This is a genomic window from Burkholderia latens (assembly GCF_001718795.1).
In the GTDB taxonomy this organism is placed as follows: domain Bacteria; phylum Pseudomonadota; class Gammaproteobacteria; order Burkholderiales; family Burkholderiaceae; genus Burkholderia; species Burkholderia latens_A.
Window position 1 is genome coordinate 3151204 of the sequence record NZ_CP013435.1, and the last position, 23501, is coordinate 3174704.

The window sequence follows — 23501 nt, forward strand, 5'->3', positions numbered from 1 at the left end:
AGCCGCACACACCGGCAAGCGGCGGCGGCCGCGCGGCGCATCGCGCGACGTGAGCGTGCGCTCACATCGACGCGGCCGCCGCGGACATCACGGATTGATGTACTGGAACAGCGACAGGTTCTGCAACTGCACGTAAGCCTTTTGCGCGCCCGTGAGCGCGTTCTGGACCTGCAGGTACTGGCTGATCGTCGTGACCATGTTGGTGCTGGTCAGGTCGGTCAGATTGCTGGTCGTCTGCAGCGACGCGGTCTGGTTGACCGCCTGCATCGCCTTCACTTCCTGCTCGCGGCCGCCGACCGATGCCTGGATCGTCGTCACGTTGCGCATCGTGTTGCCGAGCTTGATCGAGCCGGTCATCAGCGCATTCTGCAGCGACACGGCCGCGACAGGATTGCCGGTCACCGGCGTCTTCAGCGCCGAGATCATCGAGTCGAGCGTCGAGAAGATGTCCGCGCCGCCGCTCGCCTGCGGGCCGGGCGTCACGGCGAACGTATCGCCGGCGCTCGGCGTGCCCGATACGGCCACCGTCATCCCGCTGCCGAGCGCGATCGACGCGCCCGACGTATATGCCTGCGCGGGCGTCGTGGTCGGCGGCTTGGCCGAGCTGTCGGTCACCGTGTAAGTCGGCGCGGCGGGCGTGCCGCCGAACGTGATCGTGAAATGGTGGTCGTTGGTCGCAACGGACGGGTCCGTCACCGTCACCGCGGAGATCGCGCCGGTGCCGACGTTGGCGGCGCCGGCCGACGGCACCTGCGCGCTGCCGAGCGACGGCACCGACATGAACACCGCCGAACCGGTGTCGCCCTGCGACACGCTGCTCGAATCGGCGATCTGCACCTGGCGCGTGCCCGAGTCGCCGACGTAGCTGACGCTGCCGTTCGGGCTGCTCGTAAACGGCGCGGACGAATTGTTCAGGCCGGCGAACAGATAGTTGCCGGCGCCGTCGTTCGAGTTCGCGAGCGTCATCAGCTGGTCGCGATAGCCTTGCAGTTGCGTCGCGAGGGCCGAACGGTCGCTGTCGGCGAGCGAGCCGTCGCCCGCGCGCACGACGAGCGTCTGCACGCTGGTCAGCACGCCGCTCACGCTCTGCAGCGCCTGGTCCTCGGCCTGCAGCGACGCGAGCGCGGCGGTCTGGTTGGTCGCGTACTGCGACAGCGTTGCCGACGTCATCGACAGCTGCACGGCCTGCGCGGCGCCAACCGGATTGTCGGCCGGCGTCTGCAGGCTCGTGCCGCTCGAAATCTGCTGGTACAGCTGCGCGAGCTGCGCCTGCTGGTCGTTCATCTGTGAAACGTTCAGCTGGAAGAACTGGGCGCTGGAAATTCGCATCGCTTCTATCCCTCGAATCCGGTCAGTTGAACAGGCCGAGCACGGTCTGGAACAGCGTCGCCGCCGTCTGGATCACTTTCGCGTTCGCCTGGTAAAGCTGCTGGTACTGCATCAGGTTCGCCGCTTCCTCGTTCTGGTTCACGCCCGACACCGACTGCTGCGCGCTCGTGATCTGGCCGACGAGCGACGTCTGCGCGGCGCTCGACGACTTCAGCTGGCTCGCCGTGTTGCCGATCGCGTTCACGTAGTTCGCATACGCGCCGGTCAGCGTCGTCGTGCCGCCGCCAAGCGCCTTCGCGGTGACGAGCTGCGACAGCGCGAGCGCGTTCGAGCCGTCGCTCGTGCCGCCCGCGTACGGTCCGATCGTGAACGTGTCGCCATCCGACGGCGCGCCGGACAGCGTGACCGTCACGCCGTTCATCACGCCAGCCGGAGCCGGCTGCGTGGTGCTGTTGATCGTCAGCTTCGCGCCGGCCGACGCGTTGTACGGCACGCTGTCGGTCGGGCTCGTGATCGTCACCGAGGTCGGCGGGGTGCCCGCGATCGTCACCGTGGTGCCGGCCGGGAAGCCCGACAGCGACTTCGACGCCGCGTCGTAAGTCAGCGTGGTCGGCGTCGTCGGCACCTGGTAGCCGGCGCTCACCGCGCCCTGCGCGATCTTGCCCGTGCCGATGTTGGTGCTCGATGCCGCCGCCACCACCGGCGACGCGGCCGCGATCGCCGAGCCGCTCGTCGTCGCGAGGCCAAAGCCGGTCAGCGCGCCGCGCGTCGGCAGCACGGTGAACTGGTCGCCGGCATTCATCGCGCCGGACGAGAACGAGAAGTCGAGCCCGCCGAGAGACACCGGCATCGGCCCCGCCTTCTGGTCGACCACCGCGCCGCTCGCGCGGTCGGTCAGCGTGTAGTTCGTACCGTCATACGACAGCGTGTAGTCGCTCGTCGTCGGCTGCGATGCGTTGGCGAACGACACGGCAAGCGACGCGTTGCCGGTATTGCCCTGGTTCGAATAAACGGCCGGGGCCGCCACCGTGAACAATGCGCCGCCCGGCTTGCCCGACAGGTCGACGCCGAGCGCGTTTTGCGCGTTGACCTGCGCGGCGAAGCTGGTCGCGAGCGCGCCGAGCTGCGCCTGCGCCGGGTCGAGCGTCTGGTTGCGGAACGCGAGCAGGCCGCCGAGCGTGCCGCCCGACAGCGACGTATCCGGCAGCGCCTGGTTCGGGCCCGGCGGGTTCGCGCCGGCGATCCCCTGCGACACCACGGTCAGCTCGCTCGGATCGGACGACGACGTGACGGTCGCGAGCTGGTAGCTCTTGTCGGCGACGACGAGCGGCTGGCCGCCCGCGAGGAACACGCTGTAGCCGCTGTCGTTGCGCACGACCTGCACGCCGGCGAGGCTCGACAGGTTCGACACCGCGAGGTCGCGCTGGTCCATCAGCTGGTTCGGCGGCTGCCCCTGGCTGCTCGCCGCGGCGATCTGCTGGTTCAGCTGCGCGATCTGCGCGGTGTACGTGTTGATCTGCGACACGGTGCTGGTGAGCTGCGTGTTCACGCTCTGGCGCAGCGCGTCGTACTGCTGGCCCGCCGCCTTCAGCTGGTCGCCGAGAATCTGCGCGTTGCTGATCGCGGTCTGCCGAACCGACGGATCGGACGCATTGTTCGCGACGTTCTGCAGCCCGGTGAAATAGCTGGTGATCGCGGTCGAGATGCCCGCCGTCGGGCTGCCGACGTAGTTGTTCAGCTGCGCGACGAGCGAATACCACGTCGACAGCGCGCCGCCCTGCGACTGCGCGCTGTTCAGCTGGTCGCTCAGGTACTGGCTGTACTGCCGCTGCACGGTGACGGTATTCACGCCCTGCGGCATGTAGCCGCTCGACGTGTACTGGCCGCTCGCCTCCGCGTAGACGGGACGCTCGACCGAATAGCCGGGCGTCGCGGCGTTGCTGATGTTCTGGCCGGTCGTCGTGAGGCCCCAGAGCGCGGCGTTGAGGCCGCTGACGCCGAGGTTCATGAGTGTGTTGGACATGCGCGATCCTGATGAGCCGGCCGCGCTGCGGCCGCCGGGTTGCGTGACTCCCGGTATAACGGCCGCGGATCGAAAAAATTGAGGAAAAAATGCACGTGCGGCGCGCGTGCGCGCGTCGCCCGTCGAGCGCACCGGCGGCCCGTGCCGACGCCGGTGGCGCGCGGCCCCGGGCGCGGCCGCGAAGCGCGCGTCAGGCCCGCGCGAGCGAGCGGCGCTTCATCTCGAGCTGCGTGATCAGGCGCTGCAGCGTGTTCTCAGCGCTGCCCGGCAGCGACATGAACCGAAAGCCGAGCTGGTAGCGCCGCGCACCGTTCGGCATCTGCGTCGACCGCTGCGACACGAGGCGCAGGTCGAGCGACAGCTTGCCGTGCCCGTTCAGTTCGAGCTCGACCTCCGGCAGCAGCGTGCCGACCTCGAGCGCCTCCACGCGTTCGTCGGCCGTGCGCAGCCCGACGCCGCCGAGCGACAGGTTGTGCACTTCGAACACGAAGCCGTCGCCGTCCGGCAGCTTGCCGCGGCACAGGAACGGATCGACGATCGGCGCATCGACGCGGAAATACTCGCGCCGCTGGATGCACATCAGCACGTCGGGGAAATCGGCGATGAACGCGGGCAGCCCTTCGTAGCGCGTCTCGCGCGGCGTGCCGGTGGTGAATTCGACGCGCACGCCTTCCGGCGCGGCAGCAAACGTGCAGTGCGACGCCGCGAGGATGCCGGCGTTCTGTTCGGACAGCGCGCCCCAGTCGAACGTGAACGTGCGCGCGCCGACGTCGACCTCGAGCAGGCGCGTGACGAGCTGGCCGCCCGGGTACTGGACGGTCAGGAAGTCGCCGCGGTTCACGAGGTTGCGCAGCTGCACGCCGATCTCCAGCGGATTGCGGCGGGCATAGTCGGGCCCGGAATGACCGGCATCCAGGCTCGGAGCGGTCGACGTTTCGATATTCATGGCTAGCCGGTCTTCTGGTCATGGGCGCCCGGATGACCGGTGCGCAGTAAAACCGGGCCAGAACATGGGCCCGGTTGCGGTCTCACACACTTAGCGGCAGTGCTCACCGAAAGTTTAGATCGAATCGCGGATATTTTTCGCGCAAACGTTGAAACCGCGCGCGGCTAACGCCGGGCGCGGTCCGTAAGACTGCAAAAAATGGCGAACGGCGGGACGCTTGCCGGCCCCGCCCCATCAGCCGATCTGCTGCATGATCGAGATCAGCTTCTTCGCGTAATTCGGGTCGGTCGCGTAGCCGGCTTTCTGGAGCCCGTGCGCGAAACCCTCGACGCTGCGGCTTGCGCTGAGCACGCCCGCGTAGCGCGGGTTGTTCTTCAGCAGGTTCGCATAGTCGGTCATCGCATGCTCGTACGAATCGTACGCGCGGAATTTCGCGACGACGCGGCGCGGCGTGCCGTTCACGTATTCGGTCGTCAATGCCGACACCGTGCGGCCGGTCCAGCCCTTGTTCGCCTTGATGCCGAACACGTTGTAGCTCGTCGAGCCGTCGCTCGCGCGGATCTCGCGCTTGCCCCAGCCCGATTCGAGCGCGGCCTGGCCGACGATGAAGCGCGCCGGAATCCCGGTGGTCGCGCTCGCCGCCTGCGCGGCGCCCGCGAGACGATCGACGAATGCGTCGGCGTCCTGCACGCCGCTCGCACCCTTGACCGGCGGCGTCAGCGCGCTGCCGGCCGAGTAGCCGCGCGCACCGGCGAGCGCGCCGTTGTTCGCCGCGTTCGCGTAGGCCTTCGCCATCGCGTTCATCGCGGCGAGGCTGCCTTCGTTGCCGGACGCACCGAAGTCGGCCGCGCCGAGCCCGGCCGCGCCGGCGTCCGCGGTCGTGTCAGCGCCGGTTCCCTGCCCCGCGTTGCGCAGCAACTGCTTCATCAGCGCGTCGGCGACGCCGATCCCGCGCTTCGACATTTGCTGCGCGAGCTGCTGGTCGAGCATCGACGTGTACATCTTCGACGTGTGCGAATCGAGCAGCCCGCCGTCGGGCGATGCGTCGCGCATGCTCTTGAGCATCATCTGCGTGAACATCGCGTCGAACTGGCCGGCCACCGCCTTCGCGCCGGCCTGCGGCGACTGCTTCGCCTGCGCGCGCAGCGCATCGAAACCCTGCACGTCGAGCGCGAAGCGCTGCGTGAGGTCGTTTGCGTTCGGAAGGTTCGCTGACATTTAGATGATCTCCAGATCGGCGCGCAGCGCGCCGGCCGCCTTCATCGCCTGCAGGATCGACATCAGGTCCGCCGGCGTCGCGCCGAGCGTGTTCAGCGCCTTCACGACGTCGGCGAGATTCGCGCCGGCCGTCACCATCTTCAGCGCGCCGTTGTCCTGCTTCAACTGGATCTGCGACTGCTGCGCGACCACCGTCTGCCCGTTCGAGAACGGCCCCGGCTGCGACACCACCGGCTGCGTGTTGACGATCACCGACAGGTTGCCGTGCGCGACCGCGCAGCTTTGCAGCGTGACCATCTGGTTCATCACGATCGAGCCTGTGCGCGCGTTCAGGATCACCTTCGCGGCGGCCTTGTCCGGACTCACGTCGAGGTTCTGCAGCCGCGCCATGAACGCAACCTGCTGCGCGGAATCCGCCGGCGCCGCGAGCTGGATCGTGCGGCCGTCGAGCGCCGTCGCGGTGCCGGGGCCGAAGCTCGAATTGACCGCCGACACGATCCGCTGCGCGGTGCCGTAGTCCATGTCGTTCAGTTGCAGCTGCAGCACGCCGTTCATCTGCGCGACCGCGTTCGGCACCGACCGCTCGACGATCGCGCCGCCGACGATCCGGCCGGCCGCGAGCTGGTTCACCTGCACGCGGCTGCCGTTCGCGCTCGCGCCCGCGCCGCCTACGGCCATGTTGCCCTGCGCGAGCGCATACACCTGCCCGTCCGCGCCCTTCAGCGGCGTGAGCAGCAGCGTGCCGCCGCGCAGGCTTTTCGCGTTGCCGAGCGACGACACCGTCACGTCGAGCGCCTCGCCGGGCCGCGCGAACGGCGGCAGCGTGGCGGTCACCATCACCGCCGCGACGTTCTTCAGCTGCATGTTGTTCAGCGACGACGGGCCGCCGTTCGCCGAACCGTTGTTGATCGAGATGCCGAGGTTCGCGAGCATGTTCGCGAGCGTCTGCGTCGTGAACGGCGTCTGCATCGTCTGGTCGCCCGTGCCGTCGAGGCCGACGACAAGGCCGTAGCCGATCAGCGGGTTGTCGCGCACGCCCTGGATCTGCGCGAGATCCTTCAGGCGCTCCGCGTGCGCGGGCGCGGCGCCGAGCACGCACGCGGCCAGCACGAACGCGGCGGCCAGCGCACGGGACGCGCGCAGCGGCAGGCGGTGGAAAAGAGGCTGCGCCATCGTCGTCACCACGGTGCGATGTTGAGGAAGAAGCGCTGCAGCCAGCCCATCGTCTCGGCTTCGTTGATGTAGCCCTTCGACGAGTATTCGATCTTCGCGTCGGCGACCTGCGTCGAGTAGACGGAGTTCGCGCCCGAGATCGTGTTCGGGTTGACGACCCCCGAGAAGCGCACGAATTCGTTGCCTTGGTTGATCAGCATCTGCTTCTCGCCGCTGACGACGAGGTTGCCGTTCGGCAGCACGTTGGTGACGGTCACCGTGATCGTGCCGTTGAACGTGTTCGCCGCGCTCGCGCCGCCGGTCGCCGCGAACTTGTTCGCGCCGGTCGCCGACAGGTTCGCCTTCGCGAACAGGCCGCCGAGGAAGCCGGCCGTCGGCACGTTGAAGTCGGTGTTGCCCTGCCGGTTCGTGTTCGCGCCCGACGACTTCGTCGCGTTGATGTTTTCCGCGATCATGATCGTCAGGATGTCGCCGACGTTGCGCGGCCGCTGATCTTCGAACAGCGGCCGGCCCGCGTAGCCGGGGTTGTAGATCGAGCCGGGCGCCTGCATCGACATCGGCATCGGCGGCTGCGCCGTCATCGGCTGCTGGATGATCGGATCGCGCGGAATCTGCGCGCAACCGGCGAGCGCGGCCACCGCGACCGCGCACGCGGCGCGGACGGAGGCTGACGGGAGGAGGCGAACCTGCTTCATGGCGACGACGGATGTTCCGGTTAGCTCTTCATCTGCGTGACGGTCTGCAGCATCTGGTCGGACGTCGTCACGGCCTTGCTGTTGATCTCGTACGCGCGCTGCGTCTGAATCATGTTGACGAGCTCCTGCACGACGTTCACGTTCGACGCCTCGACATAGCCCTGGTTGAGCACGCCCGCGCCGTTCAGGCCCGGCTGCGACACGTTCGGCGCGCCCGACGACGTGGTCTCGGCGAACAGGTTCTCGCCCTTCGCCTCGAGGCCGGCCGGGTTGATGAAGGTCGCGATCTGCAGCGAGCCGATCTGCACCGCGTTGCTCGAACCCGGCTGCGTGACCGACACGACGCCGTCCTTGCCGATCGTCAGCGACTGCGCGTTCTGCGGCACCGTGATCGCCGGCAGAACCTGGTAGCCGCTCGACGTGACGAGCTGCCCCTGCGCGTTGGTCTGAAACGAGCCGTCGCGCGTATACGCGTTCGTGCCATCCGGCATCAGCACCTGGAAGAAGCCCGCGCCGTTGATCGCGACGTCCTTCGAGTTGCCGGTTTGCGTCAGGCCGCCCTGCGTGTACAGGCGCTCCGTCGCGACCTGCTGCACGCCGGTGCCGAGCTGCAGGCCCGACGGCAGCTCCGTCTGCTGCGTCGAGTTCGCGCCCGGCTGGCGGATCGTCTGGTACAGCAAATCCTCGAACACCGCGCGCGACGCCTTGAAGCCGTTCGTGCTGGTGTTCGCGAGGTTGTTCGAGATCACGTCCATCTGCGCCTGCTGCGCATTCATGCCGGTGGCGGCAATGTAGAGCGATCGGTTCATGTTGCATCTTCTCCTGGTAGCGAGGGCGGGGCCGCTCAGCTGAAGTTGAGCAGCTGGTTCGCCGACTGCTCGTTCTGGTCGGCCGTCTGGATCAGCTTCGACTGCAGCTGGAACGCCCGTGCGTTGTCGATCATCGCGACCATCGCGGTCACCGGATTCACGTTGCTGCCTTCGAGCGAGTTCGGCGTGACGACCACGGCCGGGTCGGCATCCGCAGGATTGCCGTCGGCGGTGCGGAACAGCCCATCGTTGCCGCGCGTGAGCGTGGCCGGGTCGGGATTCACGAGCTTCATCTGGTCGACGATCGCGACCGCGGTCGGCGGGTCGCCCGGCATCAGCGCGGACACCGTGCCGTCCTTGCCGATCGTCACTTCCGCGTTCGGCGGCACCGAGATCGGTCCGCCGTTGCCGATCACCGGCAGGTTGCTCGCGTTGACGAGCTGGCCGTTCTCGTCGACGTGCAGATTGCCCGCGCGCGTGTACGCCTCGCCGCCGTCGGCCGTCTGCACCGCCAGCCAGCCGGCGCCCTGCACCGCGACATCGAGCGGGTTGCCGGTGCGCGTGATCGGACCCGGCGCATAGTCCGCACCCGGCGTCGACGCGAGCACGTAGGTGCGCGTCGTCGTCGGGTCGACGTTGCTGCCGTCGCCGAAATTCATCGGCACCGCGCGGTACGTCGCGAGCTGCGCACGAAAGCCCGTCGTCGATGCGTTCGCGAGGTTGTTCGCGACGATCGCCTGCTGGTCGAGCGACTGCGACGCGCCCGTCATCGCCGTGTAGATCAGTCGGTCCATGGCTGCCGGTTATCCGCGCGTTACAGGTTGATGAGCGTCTGGTCGACGGTCTGCTGCGTCTTGATCGTCTGCGCGTTAGCCTGGTAGTTGCGCTGCGCGGTGATCAGGTTGACGAGCTGCGACGTCAGGTCGACGTTCGAGTTCTCGAGCGCGCTGCCCTGCAGCGAACCGTGGTTCGTGCTGCCCGGCGACGAAATCTGCGGCACGCCCGACGCCGACGATTCGGCGTACTGGTTACCGCCGAGGTTGACGAGCCCGTTCGGGTTGTTGAAGTTCGCGAGCACGATCTGGCCGAGCACCGCGGTCTGGCCGTTCGAGTAGTTGCCGGTCAGCTTGCCGTCGGCGCCGATCGAGAACGTCGTCAGCGTGCCGCTCGCATAGCCGTCCTGCGCGAGGTTGTTCACGCCGTCCTTGCCGCCGTACTGCGTGGTGCCGGTCATGTCGAGCGTGAGCTGCTGCGGCGTCGCCGAGCCGTCGGTGGTCGGCACGGTGAACTGGAACTGGCCGAGCGATGCGGTCGGCGTGGCCGGCGTGCCCGTCGTCGTGCTCTGGATCGCGCCCGACGAATCGAACGTGACCGTGCCGAGGTCCGTCGTCGTGCCGCCCTGCACCCCCGCGTACGCTTCCCACGTGCCGGCCGCGGACTTCACGAAGTACATGTTGACCGCCTGCGACCCGCCGAGCGAGTCGTACACCTGGATCGACGTCGAATAGTTGTACGTCGTGGTGTCGGCCGCGTTGAACGGCGTCTTGGTCGGCACCGTGTCCTGCGAGTTCAGGTTGAACTGGGCCGAGATCTTGGTCGTCGCGGTCGGCGCGATATTGGTGGTCGGCGCCTGCAGCGGCACGGTCTGCGCGGTGTTGATCACGCCGCCCGCGTTGGCCGTGTAGCCCATCAGGTTACGGCCTTGCGAGTCGACGATGAAGCCGTTCTTGTCGCGCTGGAACGTGCCGTCGCGCGAATACGTCGTCACGCCGTTGTTCGACATCTGGAAGAAGCCGTTGCCGTTGATCGCGACGTCGAGCGACGAGTTCGTCGTGTTGATCGTGCCCTGGCCGAACTGCTGCTGCACCGATGCGAGCCCCGTACCGATCCCGATCTGCGTGTTGACCGACGTCGCAACCGAGTTCGCATACATGTCGGAGAACTGCGCGGTACTCGACTTGAAGCCGACCGTGTTCGCGTTCGCGATGTTGTTGCCGATCACGTCGAGCGCGTTCGATGCGCCGGCGAGGCCGCTCAGACCTTGTTGATAACCCATTTCGGTCTCCGTTTTCGAGAAAGCTGGATCAGTTGGTGGTGTTCGTGCCGCCGGACGACGACGCGGTGTTCGGGAAAATCGACGCGACCTGGGTCAGCCCCACGGTCGAGCCGTTCGACAGCACGAGCCCCGCCGTGCCGTCGGCCTGCTTGATTACGCTCTGCACGGTCGCGGCCGTGAGCACGGTCGGCGCGTATGTCTTGCCGTCGCTGCCCGTGTACTGCGCGCTGACGGTGTACGTGCCGTCCGGCAGCGCGTTGCCGGCCGCGTCCGTCGGCGTCCAGTTGAACGGCACCGTGCCGGCCGACTGCTTGCCCGCGTTGATCGTGTTGACGACCGCGCCCGACTTGTTCTTCACGGTGATCGTCAGGTTCGACACGTCGGTCGAGAGCGACACGCCGAACGGCGACGCCGCGCCGCTCTTCACGCCGACGCTGTTGCCCGGCGCGAGCACGTTGGTGCCGATCAGCAGCGCGGCCTGCGTCTGCTGGCCGGCCGCGAGCTGCGTCGACAGCGACGTGAGCGACGTGTTCAGCTGCGCGATGCCGCTCACCGTGTTGATCTGCGCGAGCTGCGACGTCATCTGCGAGCTGTCGACCGGGCTCGTGGGGTCCTGGTTCTGCAGCTGCGTGACGAGCAGCTTCAGGAACGTTGCCTGCAGGTCGCTCGCCGACGTGCCGGTCGTCGACACGTTGTTGGTGTTCATCGTGTCGGTCGGCAGCGTCGACACGTTGGTGCCGTTGCTGCCGATCGTCGTGCTGGTGGATGTCATCCTGGGTGCCTTGGGTCGGAACTGTCGGGTCTATCGGATCTGTGGCGTGGGTCGGCGCGGCTTACGAGCCGATCGTCAGCGTCTTCAACATCAGCGTCTTCGCGGTGTTCAGCGTCTCGACGTTGGCCTGGTACGAGCGCGACGCCGAGATCATGTTCACCATTTCCTGCACCGGATCGACGTTCGGCATCTGCACGTAGCCGTTCGCGTCGGCGGCGGGGTTTGCCGGGTCGTAAGTCGACTTCATCGGCGACGGATCGTCGACGACCTTCGTCACGCGCACGCCGCCGACGCCCTGGCCTGACGCGGTGCGTGCGCCGCCGATCGGATCGGTCGCGAACACGACCTGCTTGGCCTTGTACGGCTTGCCGTCAGGGCCGGTCGCGCTGTCGGCGTTCGCGAGGTTCGACGCGGTAACGTTCAGCCGCTGCGATTGCGCGGACAGCGCCGAACCGGCGACGCCGAAGATGTTCATCAACGAGGGCATGGAGGCTCCTTGTTCGGGTGCGCAAGCGCCGCGCGCTTACGAGTTCGTCGAGATCGCGGCGATCATCGCCTTGATCTGCTGGGTCATCACGGTCATCCCGGTTTCGTAGTGCAGCGCGTTGTTCGCGAACTGCACGCGCTCGACGTCGAGATCGACCGTGTTGCCGTCGAGCGACGGCTGCAGCGGCATCCGGTACTGCGCACGACCGTAGTCGTCGCCCGGGCCGCCGGTCGGAATCAGCTTTACGGTGCCGGCCATGTGGCCCGGCGCCGTGGACACCATCGTCATCCCGCTCGTCACGCCCGCCGGCTGCGCCATCGGCAGCTGCGCGGCGTTGCTCGGCGCAAGCGCGCCGCCCGTCTGCTTCAGCGAGCGCGCGAGCGTCGACGCGAAATCGACGTCGCGGGCCTGGTAGCCCGGCGTGTCGGCGTTCGCGATGTTCGACGACAGCAGTTCCTGCCGATACGCGCGCACATCGAGCGCCTGTCGGCCGAACGCGAATTCGGCATCGAGTTTGTCCAGCATGTGTGCGTCTCTCCGTATGAAGCGCTGCACGCCCCTCGCGCCGGATGGCGACCCAAGAGGCTTTTTTCCATGACAGCGATGGTAGGCGTCGCACGCAACCGGCAATCGGATGAATAACGCGGCAAAGGCCCCCTCTATTCATCGTTTGCGCGACCGCCCGGCTCCCTAGAATGCAACTCGGATCAACGGCTTGGAGGACACGGCAATGGCACGCAGCGCACTTCGCGAAATCGCCGGGCGCGGGATGCGCGTGCGCCGTGCGTTCGCGCTTGCCGCGGTGCTGTGGGCCGCGGCGCCGGCCGCACACGCGGACGACGGGATGATCGTGATTCCCGGCCGCGGCGAGACGGCCGAGACGGCGCTCGCGCATGCGAATGCGGCGAGCGGCGGGCGGCTCGGCGGGAACGCGGGCGCGGTTCCGGATGCGGTCGGAAATGGTGCGCCCGCTGCGGCCGGCGCGGCCGTGGGCGGTGCTTCCGGCACGATCGGCGCGGCCGGGGTTGGGGCAGGCGGTGGTTCCGGCACGGCTCGTGCCGCCGGGATGGCGGCGGGTGCCGATTTCCGCGTGGCCGGTGCCACCGGAGCGGCCGCCGGGTCGCCGGTGCAGCCAGCCGGATCCATGCAGGTGATCAGCGTTCCGGCGCCCGCGTCGGTACCGGCTCCGGCGCCGCGATCCGTCTCCACGGCAGCCCGCGCGAACATCGCGAACGCCGGCTACGGCGCGCCGCGCGCCGTCGATCCCGCCGGTGTCGCAACCGTCGTCGCCGGCGCCGGTGCGGCCGAACCCGCGGCGGCTCCCGCACGGCAGGCGCTCGCCGCCCGCATGGCCGCCGCACGCACAGTTTCACCCACGCCGGACGCTCGCGCGCCGCAACCGACGCAACCCGGCCAGCAAGACCCGGAGTCGATCCGGCGCACGGCGCTCGCGTTCCTCCAGCAGCAGATCGCCGGGCTGCCCGGCAAGACGACCGCGACGGTTGCCGCCGCATTTCCGCGCGGGCTCGCCGCGTGCACGACGCTGGAGCCGTTCCTGCCGACCGGCGCGCGACTATGGGGCCGCACGACCGTCGGCATCCGCTGCGCGGGCGAGCGGCCATGGACGGTCTACCTGCAAGCGAAGGTGACGGTGCAGGCCACGTATTACGTCGCCGCGCGGCAGATCGCCCCCGGCGAGCCGCTGACCGCCGCCGACCTCGTCGCGCGCGACGGCGACCTGACGGTGCTGCCGCTCGCAGTCATCACCGATCCGGCGCAGGCGGTCGGCGCGACGGCGCTGGCCAGGATCGCGGCCGGGTTGCCGCTGCGGCAGGACATGCTGAAGAGCGCCGCGTCGGTGTCGGCCGGCCAGACGGTGCGGGTCGTCGCGGCCGGGCCGGGCTTCACGATCTCGGCCGAGGGCAGCGCGCTCGCGAATGCGGCGCCCGGCCAGTCGGTGCGGGTCAGGATGGCCGCCGGGCAGATCGTCACCGCGGTCGTCAAGGACGCGGGGACCGTGGAAATTCCGCTGTAGGGACGGATCCCGCCGCAAGTTTGTAAAGAATTGTTTATTCGGAGAGTTTCGGGCGCACGGTGCTAAAGTTCGGGCCGACCCGGCCGTTATCTGGGTCATACCGTCCAGGAAAACCATCGTGAAGATCGATTCCACTCCGAACCCGAGCCCCCTCGCGCCGACCGGCAACGGCGCGGCCCGCGCGCAATCCGGCGCGGCTTCGTCGACGTCCGCGCAGGCGGCCGACGCAGGATCGACCGGCGGCGACACGACCGTGAACCTGTCGGGTCTGTCCGGCCAGCTGCGTTCGGCGTCGGCCTCCGGCAGCGCCGACATCGACACGGCCCTCGTCCAGTCGATCAAGGACGCGCTGAACAACGGCACACTGACGATCGACGTGAACAAGATCGCCGACGGCGTACTGAATACCGCCCGCGACCTGCTGCAACAGCAGCGCTCGCCGGGCAACTGAGCCGGCCCGGGGCCCGTCACGCCCTGACCGGTCCCCTGGTTTGCCGGCATGCGCACGCGCGTGCCGGCGCGACGAGCATGAAGCGATGAGAGAAGAGCTGCTGGCCACGGTCAACGACGAACACGCGACGGTCGAAGCGTTCGCGTCCCTGCTCGCCTACGAGGAAAAGGCGCTGACGACACCCGAACCGTTCGAAATGCTGCCCGGCATCGTCGAGAAAAAGACCGAGCTGATCGATCGGCTCGCGCAGCTCGAGCGCATGCGCGACACGCAGTTGTCGGCACTCGGCTTTCCGGCCGGCAAGAAAGGGATGGACCAGGCCGCCGAGCGCGACGCGCGCCTCGCGGGCCGCTGGCAACTCCTGCTGCAGGCCGCCGAGCGCGCGCGCCAGGCCAATGCGACCAACGGGATGCTGATCCGGATCCGGATGGATTACAACGAACGCGCGCTTGCGGTGCTGCGCTCCGCGCCCGCGCCGGCCGGTGTCTACGGGCCCGACGGGCGCGTGTCGGCGCTGATGCGCTGATGCATTGATGCTCTGATGGCGTCAAAAGGCCGGCGCACCGATGCACCGGCCCCACGCAGCGCGGCCCTCTGCCGGCCGTGCGCCGCTTCCTCGCCCTACAGCAGCGGACACGCGGTGACCTGCGTGCCGCGTTCCACGCAAAGCCGTTCGTAGTCGCGCAGATACGCGCGCTCGTCGTCGTCCAGCAGGTCGACGTCGATCAGGTCCCAGTCGTAGCCGACCGTGACGAGGTTCTCGAATCTGACGGCGTCCGATGCCTCGTCGTCCGCGCGCACGATCACGATGTTTTCGATCCGCACGCCGCCCTTGCCCGGCACGTAGATGCCCGGCTCGACCGAAATCACCGCATTCGGCACCAGCCCGTACGTTGCGCCCGGCGCGAAGCGCACGCCGCCCTCATGCACGTGGATCCCGACGCCGTGCCCGGTGCCGTGGCCGAAATCGTAGCCGTGGTCGCGGCACACCTGGCGCACCGTCGCATCGACGTCGCCGCCTGTCGCGTTTTTCGGGAAGCGCGTGACGAGCCCCTTGATGCATGCCTTCAGCGCGACCGTGTAGATTTCGCGCTGCCACGGCTGCGCGACCGTATCCGGCCGCGTGCGGCGCAGCACGACGCGCGTGCAGTCCGTTGCGAAACCCGCGTCGTAATACGCGCCGCTGTCGAGCAGCACAAGTTCGCCTTCGGTCAGCTCGACGTCGGCGCTCGCCGCCGTGTAGTGCGCGAATGCGCTGTTCGCGCCGTTCGCGGCAATCGACGGAAACGTCAGCGCGACAGCCGAGCGCGCGCCGTACGCGTCGTTGATCGCGCGGGCCAGGTCGTACTCGGTATGGCGTTGCCCCGGCTCGCCGGCCTTCGCCCAGCGCATCGTCTCGGCGATCGCGGCCGAACTGCGCGCGAACGCGTCGCGGAACCGGTCGAGCACCGCCGGCGTCTTTCCGGCGCGCAGCGCCTCGACCGGATTGAAATCCGCGTGGCGCGCGTGCGGCCACACGCGGCTCACCGATTCGGCGAGTGCGCAGTTGACCGATTCGAAGCCGTAGCACACGTGGTCGATCGCGAACTGCGCAAGGAAGCGCTCGAGTTCGGCGACGTCGCGCCGGATCACGTGCAACGCCGGATACGATGCGAGTTCGACCGGGCAGCGGTCGCAGCCCTCCGGCAAAAACAGCACGACCTGCTCGCCGATCGCGAACAGGAAGCCCAGATGCGACGACGCATTCGGGATGTGATAGCCGCGGCTGTTCAGCAGATACGCGAGATCGTCCGACGCGCACGTGAAGAACGCGGTCTTGCCGGGCGCCGCGCCCGTGTGCGCGGCGAGCCGCCGGTTCAGCGCGTCGACGTTCTGCGCGACGCTCGCGCCGGTCATCGTTTCCGGCAGCTCGAAGATCGGCCGCTCGACCACCCAGCCCGGCAGCGCGATCGCGCGATCGATCTCCCGCTCCGCGAAGCTCGTCCAGTCGAGCGTCGCGGCCCGTGTCTGCGCGAGCAGCCGATCGCGCTGCGCGACGCTGATCCGCAGCGCATCGTAGCCGACCCGCGCGAGCCGGCTCGCATGTGCGATCAGCCAGTCGGCAAGCGCCTGCCAGATCGTCACGTTCAGCCCGAGCTTCTCGATGCGCACGCGCGCGGGGTCGCACTGCTGCTCGGCCTGCAGGTGATAGCGGCCGTCGACGAACAGCACGAACGGCGGCACGCCGAGCGCGTGTGCGGTCGCCGCGCTCAGGAAGATCCCGCAGCCGGCCGAGCCGTCGAAGCCCGACACCGCGTAGCGCGGATTGTTGCGAAGCGGCACGTATTCGGTGATGTATTCGTCCTGCGACGTGACCACGACCGCGTCGAGCCGCGCGGCGTCGAGCAGGCGCGACAGGCCGGCCTGGGTGTCGGCAACGCGCGCGTGATACGGGGGAAGGCCGGAGAAGCTGTATTTCAGTCGGTCGATCATCGGGAACCCGTTATTCGTTGTCGTCGGCGGCCGGCGGTCGGCGGCATCGCGCGGATCGCGCGCCTGCGGCAGCACGCCGCCCGCGCGTGGCGCACGCGCAGCCCCGCCGGCAGCGAGGGCTGCGGGGCCGATCCAGCGGCGGCCGGCGGTAAAATTTTTGTCTCACTTAACTTTGTTTGATGCGCGACAGAATCTAGAGCACACGCAAATCGCGGTCAAGCCAAAATTTTCGTAGCGCTAAAATTACCGATCCCGCGCCGGCCGACGCCGCGGTCGTGTGCGGCCTCGCGGCGTCCGCGCAGCACCGCGCGGTACAATGCGCCGGCATCGTCGGTCCGACGGCCGCGCCCGGTGCGGATCGCGGCCCGCAACGCCCCGGCGGCTGCCCGCTCCCGCGCTCGCCCTCCGGTTCGTTGCCATCAAAGAGATTCATGGATTCAGACATCATGCGTATCGGCCAGCGCATCCGGCGCCTGCGCCGGGAGGCGAAAAAGACGCTGCTGGAAGTCGCGACCGAAGCGCACCTGTCGGTCGGTTTCCTGTCCCAGGTCGAACGCAATCTCACGGGCATCTCGCTGTCGTCGCTGGTCAACGTCGCGAAGGCGCTCGACGTGCCGCTCGGCGCGTTGATCGACCAGCCGCGCCAGGCGCAGCCCGACTCGCATGCGGGCCGCCGCGAGCCTTACGCGGTGGACGCCGCATCGCAGTGGTACGAGCGGCTGTCGACCACCTTCGACGGCAGCCAGATCAACGCGCTCAAGGTCCGGATGATGGAAGGCTATCGTTCGGAATGGGTCGCGCACGGCGGCGACGAGTTCGTGTACGTGCTGGCCGGCCGCGTCTGCTACACGATCGGCAAGAAGGAATATCCGCTGTCGCCCGGCGACTCGCTGCACTTCGATGCGAGAAAGCGCCATCGCGTCGCGAACGTCGGCGACGGGCCGGCGGAATTGATCGCGGTCGGCACGTTGCCGCTGTTCGGCGACGACTGCGCCGAGCTGGGATCCGAGGCGATGAAGATGCGGCTGCTCGCGCGCGATGCCGGCGCGCCGCCGGCGGGCGAGCCGCGTGTAAACCGCCGCGAAGCGGCGCCTAAGCGTGAACGCCGTGCGGGCGTGGCGGTGAACGCGAACCCGGATGCGGCGGCGGCCGCCCAACCGCCCGCCGACACGCCGGCTCGTGCGTCGGCCAAACCGACGGCCACAAAGTCGCGCGCCGCTGCGGACGAACGCCGGGCCGCGGCCGCGCCGGCCCGCCGAACCGGCGCGCGCACGAAGAAATGACGGCGGGCGGCCGCGTCGCGCAGTGCGCGGCCCGGTTCGCCCCCGCGCTGCGCGGGAGTCGCGCGCACTACCGAATCGCTGCTCCGGATGGCGTCCCGGATCGCGCCAGCCTCGGCCGGACTATTCCGCGATCGCCAGCGCCTGCTTGACGGCCTCGACCCGTGCGCGATGCACGGCGTCCTTGATCTGCATCGCGTCGTTGCCGATGCCGCGCGCGATCGCGCCCGCATCGACGCTGCGCGCCGCGACCAGCGCCACGCGCAGCCGCTCGGCCTGCGGATACGGCTGCGTGTCGAGTCCGAGCCGCCCGCGCGCATCCGACTCGCATGCCTGCAGCATCTCCGCGAAGCGCGCCGGCTTGCGCAGCGCATCGCAGCGCTCGAAGAACCGCACCAGCGCGGCCGCGCCCATCTCCATCACGCGATGCAGATTGCCGTGCTCGCGCGCGACCACCAGCGCCAGATCGCGGCACTCGTTCGGCACGCGCAGCCGCTCGCACAACGGCTTGATCAGGTCGACGCTGCGGCCTTCGTGGCCGACATGGCGGGGCAGCACGTCGGCGGGCGTCGTCGCCTTGCCGAGATCGTGCGTGAGCGCCGCGAAGCGCACCGGCAACGAATAACCCTGCTTCGCCGCATAGTCGACGACCATCATCACGTGCACGCCGGTGTCGACTTCCGGATGGTAGTCCGCGCGCTGCGGCACGCCCCACAACGCATCGACTTCGGGGAGGATGCGCGCGAGGGCGCCGCATTCGCGCAGCACCGCGAACATTCGCGAAGGCTTCGCCTCCATCAGCCCGCGCGCGATCTCCTGCCACACGCGCTCGGGCACCAGCGCGTCCGCTTCGCCGGCCTCGACCATGCGCCGCATCAACGCCAGCGTGTCGTCCGCGACCGTGAAATCCGCGAAGCGCGCGGCAAAGCGTGCAATCCGCAGGATCCGCACCGGATCCTCGACGAACGCGTCGCCGACGTGCCGGAACACGCGCGCGCGCAGGTCGGCCTGGCCGTCGAACGGATCGATGACCGGCCCGATCAGTTCGCCCTCCGGCGTCACTTCGCGCGCCATCGCATTGATCGTCAGATCCCGCCGCGCGAGATCCTCCTCGAGCGTCACGTCCGGTGCGTAATAGAACTGGAAGCCGTGATAGCCGGCCGCCGTCTTGCGCTCGGTGCGGGCGAGCGCGTACTCCTCCTGCGTGTCCGGATGCAGGAACACCGGAAAGTCCTTGCCGACCGGCCGGAAGCCCTGCGCGGCCATCTGCTCGGGTGTCGCGCCGACCACCACGTAGTCGCGGTCCTGCACCGGCACGCCGAGCAATTCGTCGCGGATCGCGCCGCCTACCGCGTAGATGTTCATGGCTGCGGCTCGTATTCGGCGATCACGCTGGTTTCGCGGCGCGCGGCGTCGATCCAGCGCTGCACGGCCGGCAGCGCGGTCACGCGCGCGGCGTAACCGGCCGCCACCGGCGACAGCGCCGGCGCGTACGTGTTGAACCGCATCACGACCGGCGCATACATCGCGTCGGCAATGCCGAATTCGCCGAACAGGAACGGGCCGCCCGATGCCTCGATGCATGCATTCCATAGCGCGTCGATGCGCGCGACGTCGGCGAGCGCGTCGGGCGTCGCGCCCCGGCCGGGCATCGACGCGCGCACGTTCATCCCCATTTCCGTGCGCAGCGCGGTGAAGCCCGCGTGCATCTCGGCCGAAATGCAGCGCGCATGCGCACGTTGCTGCGGATCGGCCGGCCACATCGGAAACTGCGGATAGCGCTCAGCGAGCGTCTCGGCGATCGCAAGCGACTCCCAGATCGCGACGCCGTGATCGTCGACGAGGCACGGCACCTTGCCGCTCGGCGAATACTCGCGAATGCGCGCGGCCGTGTCGTCGCGGCGCAGCTCGATCGTGATTTCGTCGAACGGAATGCCGAAATGCGTGAGCAACAGCCACGGCCGCATCGACCACGACGAGTAGTTCTTGTCTCCAATGACGAGTTTCATGGCGGAGTTCCGGAAAGCGCGAAAGTGAAAGTCGGAATGCGGCCGCGCGGCGCCTAGCGGCGCGAGCGGAGCCAGTCGAAGCGCGAGCGCTGCGCGGTGTGGCCGAGATACGCGGGCGCGATACTCTCGAGACTCGCGGGCGCAATCCCGAGCTCCGGCGCCATCGGCCCCGACAGCACGTTCGGCACCGACATCGACGCGAGGTTGTCGCGCGTGATCACCGGTTCGCCGGGCAGCAGTTCGAACGCGCGCGCCTGCAGCCGCGCGAGCGCGTCGGGCAGCCGCACGATGCGTGCCTGCCGGCCCACCAGCGTGCCGCAGTACCGCACCAGCTGCTCGAGTGTGTACACGGTCGGGCCGCCGAGCTCGTAGGTCTTGCCATGCGCGCCGGCGAGATCGAGCGTGTTGACGAACGCGTGCACGACGTCGCCGACGAATACCGGCTGAAAGCGCGCGTCGGGCATCGCGAGCGGCAGCACCGGCAGCGCGCGCTGCAGGTTCGCGAACGTGTTCAGGAACGCGTCGCCGGGGCCGAACACGACCGACGGGCGGAAGATCGTCAGCGCGAGCGAATCGGTTGCCGCGACCGCATGCAGCGCGGCTTCGCCGTCGCCTTTGGAGCGCAGATACATGCTCGCGCCGTTCGAATCGGCGCCGAGCGCACTCATGTGCAGCACGCGCCGCACGCCGGCGCCGACGCATGCCGCGGCGAGCGCCGCCGGCAGCGCCACGTGCGCGCGCTCGAAGCCGGGCCCGTACGGTGTGCCGTAGCCGCCATGCAGCACGCCGACGAGATTCACGGCCGCATGCGCACCGGCGACGAATCGCGCGAGCGTGCGCGCATCGAGCGCGTCGAGCTCGACGATCTCGACCGGCAGCATCTGCAGGTGGCGCGCGTGCTCGCGCCGCCGCGTGCCGATCCGCACGTGCTTGCCGGCGTCGATCAAAGCGTTGACGAGCCGGCTGCCGATGAAGCCGGTGCCGCCCAATAGCGCGACGGTCTGGCGATCCATGTTCGGGTCCTCTCAGCGGCTGTTCGCGCTGGTCACGTTAGCCGCATTGACGTTTTTTCCCGTCCGGGGACGAGCCCGTCATCAGCGTGACCAGCCCTTGAACACTGCCGCGTGTCACGCGGCAGTGTGAAGCTTGCGGATCAGGGCGAGATCATGCCGAGACGTTTCTTCAACGACTGCGGTTTGCCCTCGAAGAGCGCTGCGTAGTAGACGGTATTCGACAGCACGTTCTTCACGTAGTCGCGCGTCTCGTTGAACGGAATCGTTTCCGCGAAGATCGCGCCTTCGACCGGCTGCGTCAACACCTGGCGCCACTGGCGCGGCCGGCCCGGGCCTGCGTTGTATCCGGCGGTCGCGAGCACCGGTGAGCTGTCGAAGTTGTTGTAGATGTCCGCCAGATACCAGGTGCCGAGCTGGATGTTGGTGTCGATGTCGTGCATCTGCGCACGCGTGATCGTGCCCATCCCGAGCTTCTTCGCGACGAGTTGCGCGGTGGCCGGCATCAGCTGCATCAGCCCGCCCGCGCCGACCGACGAACGCGCGTTCGTGATGAAGCGCGACTCCTGGCGGATCAGCCCGTACGCCCATTCGATGTCGAGGCCCGTCGACTGCGCGTAGCGCTCGACGATGTCGCGGTACGGCGACGGATAGCGCAGCGTGAAGTCGTGCTCGGCCTTCGTGCGGTCGGCCGTATTGACCGTGCGGTCGAGCAGATCGATGCGCTTGCCGTATTCCGCGGCCGCGAGCAGCTGGCGGTCGGTCATCCCGCGCAGCGGCCAGTTCCATTCGCGGTTGCCTTCGAGGCGCAGGTTCAACCCGTAGAAGCGCTGCGCGAGCGCGAAGCCCGGGATCTTGCTCATCGCGTCGATCTCGGCGTCGCTCACCTTCGTGCGCGGCGGGATCGACGTGCGCTGGCCGAGCTCCTCGCCGGCGAGCTGCCCGTAGAAGTTGTACTGCCCCGCGACCTGCTCGAATTCCTGGTTCGCCTGCAGCGTGTCGCCGCTTTGCTTCAGCGCACGCGCATGCCAGTAGATCCACGCCGGATCGTCGCGCAGCGACGGCGGCATCTGCTCGATCGACCAGCGCACCATCGGCCAGTTGCCGGCGAGCAGCGCGGCGCGCGTGCGCCATTCGTAGCCCGGATTCGACAGCGGCGCGTTCGCCGATTTCGCGTACCACACCGACGCGAGCGGCGAGCGCTTGATCGCGCCCTGATAGCCGATCGCGCCCCACGCGATCGCTTGCTCCTGCTTCGTCAACGAGCCGGCGACCGACGTGAGCATCCCTGCTGCCGCGTCAGGGTCGTTGCGCGCCATCCGGCCGAGTGCGATCAGCGCGAGCTGGTGCGATGCCGCGTCGGGGCCGATGCCGCGCGCGAGGTACAGCGGCGGCGCGCTCGTCGCCTGATCGAAACCGACGGGGCGCGGGCCGAGCGCGTCGACGATCTTGCCGCCGAGCGTCGTGTAGTTCTGCTCGTACGCGAGGCGCGCCTGCTGCCACACGTCGTCGCTCGTGAACTGCTGGTTCACCGCGAGCGCGGTAATCAGGTCGACACAGGCATCGCCGTAGTATTTCGGCTCCACGAGCAGCGCGCGCGCCGCCTCGGCGACATTCTCGCCGCGCGCCGCGCGCGATTCGAGCGCGTAGCACTTGACCTGCGTGTCGTCGTCGAGCACGAAGCGCTTGTACTGATCGTCGAAGTTGCGCCAGTCGTGGCGCGCGCCGAGCACGAGCAGATAGTCGTTGCGCATGCGATCGGCGATCGCCTGACCGTCGTAGCGCTGCAGGAACGACTGCACGGGGGCGTCGGGCGCGTCGACACGCGCGCGCCCCGTCGAATCGAACAACTGCGGCTTGATCTGGAAATACTCGACGTAGGACGGCACCGGATAGTTGGGGATCATCGACGCGAGCTGCGCTGCCTTCGCGGCGTCGTTGCGGCGCGCGGCTTCGCGAAGCTGCACGAAGATCTGGTCGTCCCCGGCGAGCGTGTCGTCGCCCGGTGCGGCGCACGCTGCCGTGCCCGTGACGAGCGCGGCGGCCGAAAGCGTGAGCGCGACCGCGCGATATACTCGGAAAAGGCTGTTCGACATCGTATTGAATGGAGCACGAATTGAGCGAAAGCATAGCATGCAACCCTGTGCCGAACCCGAAGGTTGCACTGCGCAAAACGCTGTCCGGCGCGCGTCGCGACGCCGCGTCGCAGCCCCCGGCGAATGCCGCGCTCGACGCGCGGCTGCGCGCGTTGCTCGAACGGCTCGCACCGTCCACGGTAGGCTTCTACTGGCCGCTGCCGGGCGAATTCGACGCACGCGACGCGATCCTCGCGTGGGTCGCGGCAGGCACCGGCCGGCGCGCCGCGTTGCCGGTGATCGGCGAGAAGCACACACCGCTCGCGTTCCATGCATGGGATGCGGATACGCCGATGCGCGAAGGCCATCACCGGATTCCGGAGCCCGCATCGGGCATCGTCGTCGTGCCCGATCTGCTGCTGATTCCGTGCGTGGGATTCGACCTGCAGCGGTATCGGCTCGGCTATGGCGGCGGCTACTACGATCGCACGCTCGCGGTATGGCCCGGCGACACGCTGCCGGTGACGGTCGGCGTCGCGTACGAAGCATGCCGCGTGGACGAGTTGCCCGCCGAAGCGCACGATCTCGCAATGAACTGGATCGTGACGGACGGCGCGCTTTATCCGTCCGCGGGATGACGCGGTGCGCGACGCCGCGCACG

General features: G+C 68.6%; 22 protein-coding genes. 5 read left to right on the forward strand and 17 right to left on the reverse strand.

What is annotated here, in order from left to right:
• Window positions 1–87: 87 nt before the first annotated feature.
• The 12 genes from flgL to flgB form a co-directional block, all read right to left on the reverse strand.
• The gene (gene flgL / locus WK25_RS14600) at window positions 88–1329 is read right to left on the reverse strand and encodes a flagellar hook-associated protein FlgL (RefSeq protein WP_059545726.1); all 1242 of its coding nucleotides are present in this window, start codon (window positions 1327–1329) and stop codon (window positions 88–90) included.
• 22 nt (window positions 1330–1351) lie between these two features.
• A complete protein-coding gene (flgK, locus tag WK25_RS14605) occupies window positions 1352–3352 on the reverse strand; it encodes a flagellar hook-associated protein FlgK (RefSeq protein ID WP_059545724.1) in 2001 nt (666 codons plus the stop codon).
• A 190-nt stretch (window positions 3353–3542) separates the two neighbouring features.
• Window positions 3543–4298, reverse strand: coding sequence for a flagellar brake protein (locus WK25_RS14610; RefSeq protein ID WP_040142391.1), 756 nt, complete (start codon window positions 4296–4298; stop codon window positions 3543–3545).
• A gap of 234 nt (window positions 4299–4532) precedes the next feature.
• Entirely contained in the window at window positions 4533–5516 is a 984-nt protein-coding gene (gene flgJ / locus WK25_RS14615; RefSeq protein ID WP_040142393.1) for a flagellar assembly peptidoglycan hydrolase FlgJ, read from the reverse strand.
• A complete protein-coding gene (locus tag WK25_RS14620) occupies window positions 5517–6689 on the reverse strand; it encodes a flagellar basal body P-ring protein FlgI (RefSeq protein WP_069242009.1) in 1173 nt (390 codons plus the stop codon). It abuts the gene before it with no gap.
• Window positions 6690–6694: 5 nt separating this feature from the next.
• Window positions 6695–7384 (reverse strand): flagellar basal body L-ring protein FlgH, encoded by a 690-nt coding sequence (gene flgH / locus WK25_RS14625; RefSeq protein ID WP_040142395.1) that lies wholly within the window; start codon window positions 7382–7384, stop codon window positions 6695–6697.
• Between the two features lie 20 nt (window positions 7385–7404).
• Window positions 7405–8193 carry a flagellar basal-body rod protein FlgG gene (gene flgG, locus WK25_RS14630; protein WP_006485706.1) on the reverse strand — a complete coding sequence of 263 codons (789 nt, stop codon included), beginning with the start codon at window positions 8191–8193 and terminating at the stop codon, window positions 7405–7407.
• A 35-nt stretch (window positions 8194–8228) separates the two neighbouring features.
• Window positions 8229–8987, reverse strand: a complete 759-nt coding sequence (flgF, locus tag WK25_RS14635) for a flagellar basal-body rod protein FlgF (protein ID WP_040142399.1) — start codon at window positions 8985–8987, stop codon at window positions 8229–8231.
• A 20-nt stretch (window positions 8988–9007) separates the two neighbouring features.
• Window positions 9008–10249: a flagellar hook protein FlgE gene (flgE, locus tag WK25_RS14640; RefSeq protein WP_040142401.1), complete on the reverse strand. Its 1242-nt coding sequence runs from the start codon at window positions 10247–10249 to the stop codon at window positions 9008–9010.
• A gap of 28 nt (window positions 10250–10277) precedes the next feature.
• Window positions 10278–11021: a flagellar hook assembly protein FlgD gene (gene flgD / locus WK25_RS14645; RefSeq protein WP_040142403.1), complete on the reverse strand. Its 744-nt coding sequence runs from the start codon at window positions 11019–11021 to the stop codon at window positions 10278–10280.
• Between the two features lie 61 nt (window positions 11022–11082).
• Window positions 11083–11508 (reverse strand): flagellar basal body rod protein FlgC, encoded by a 426-nt coding sequence (gene flgC, locus WK25_RS14650; RefSeq protein ID WP_040142404.1) that lies wholly within the window; start codon window positions 11506–11508, stop codon window positions 11083–11085.
• Window positions 11509–11544: 36 nt separating this feature from the next.
• Window positions 11545–12033 carry a flagellar basal body rod protein FlgB gene (flgB, locus tag WK25_RS14655; protein ID WP_040142406.1) on the reverse strand — a complete coding sequence of 163 codons (489 nt, stop codon included), beginning with the start codon at window positions 12031–12033 and terminating at the stop codon, window positions 11545–11547.
• Window positions 12034–12238: 205 nt separating this feature from the next.
• Between flgB and flgA the strand changes: the two genes are divergently transcribed.
• From flgA to WK25_RS14670, 3 genes are all read left to right on the forward strand, one after another.
• Window positions 12239–13543 carry a flagellar basal body P-ring formation chaperone FlgA gene (gene flgA / locus WK25_RS14660; RefSeq protein WP_069241840.1) on the forward strand — a complete coding sequence of 435 codons (1305 nt, stop codon included), beginning with the start codon at window positions 12239–12241 and terminating at the stop codon, window positions 13541–13543.
• A gap of 118 nt (window positions 13544–13661) precedes the next feature.
• On the forward strand, window positions 13662–13994 hold the full coding sequence (gene flgM / locus WK25_RS14665) for a flagellar biosynthesis anti-sigma factor FlgM (RefSeq protein WP_040142408.1): 333 nt from the start codon (window positions 13662–13664) through the stop codon (window positions 13992–13994).
• Window positions 13995–14079: 85 nt separating this feature from the next.
• Complete coding sequence (locus tag WK25_RS14670; RefSeq protein ID WP_040144824.1) at window positions 14080–14520, forward strand: flagella synthesis protein FlgN; 441 nt, start codon at window positions 14080–14082, stop codon at window positions 14518–14520.
• A 95-nt stretch (window positions 14521–14615) separates the two neighbouring features.
• Here the strand turns inward: WK25_RS14670 and WK25_RS14675 are convergent, their stop codons facing one another.
• On the reverse strand, window positions 14616–16466 hold the full coding sequence (locus tag WK25_RS14675; RefSeq protein WP_069242010.1) for a M24 family metallopeptidase: 1851 nt from the start codon (window positions 16464–16466) through the stop codon (window positions 14616–14618).
• A 431-nt stretch (window positions 16467–16897) separates the two neighbouring features.
• Here WK25_RS14675 and WK25_RS14680 point away from each other — a divergent pair, with 431 nt between their 5' ends.
• Window positions 16898–17749 (forward strand): helix-turn-helix domain-containing protein, encoded by an 852-nt coding sequence (locus WK25_RS14680; protein ID WP_069241841.1) that lies wholly within the window; start codon window positions 16898–16900, stop codon window positions 17747–17749.
• 120 nt (window positions 17750–17869) lie between these two features.
• Here WK25_RS14680 and WK25_RS14685 read toward each other — a convergent pair whose 3' ends face one another.
• From WK25_RS14685 to WK25_RS14700, 4 genes are all read right to left on the reverse strand, one after another.
• Window positions 17870–19111 (reverse strand): multifunctional CCA addition/repair protein, encoded by a 1242-nt coding sequence (locus WK25_RS14685; protein WP_040142415.1) that lies wholly within the window; start codon window positions 19109–19111, stop codon window positions 17870–17872.
• Complete coding sequence (locus WK25_RS14690; RefSeq protein ID WP_069241842.1) at window positions 19108–19755, reverse strand: glutathione S-transferase family protein; 648 nt, start codon at window positions 19753–19755, stop codon at window positions 19108–19110. The genes WK25_RS14685 and WK25_RS14690 overlap by 4 nt, the downstream gene beginning before the upstream one ends.
• Before the next feature lie 53 nt (window positions 19756–19808).
• Window positions 19809–20768, reverse strand: a complete 960-nt coding sequence (locus WK25_RS14695; protein ID WP_069241843.1) for a complex I NDUFA9 subunit family protein — start codon at window positions 20766–20768, stop codon at window positions 19809–19811.
• A gap of 140 nt (window positions 20769–20908) precedes the next feature.
• Window positions 20909–22861, reverse strand: coding sequence for a lytic transglycosylase domain-containing protein (locus WK25_RS14700; protein WP_040142421.1), 1953 nt, complete (start codon window positions 22859–22861; stop codon window positions 20909–20911).
• An 8-nt stretch (window positions 22862–22869) separates the two neighbouring features.
• On the opposite strand from WK25_RS14700, the gene WK25_RS14705 reads away from it, so the two are divergent.
• A complete protein-coding gene (locus WK25_RS14705) occupies window positions 22870–23478 on the forward strand; it encodes a 5-formyltetrahydrofolate cyclo-ligase (RefSeq protein ID WP_069241844.1) in 609 nt (202 codons plus the stop codon).
• Window positions 23479–23501: the final 23 nt, after the last annotated feature.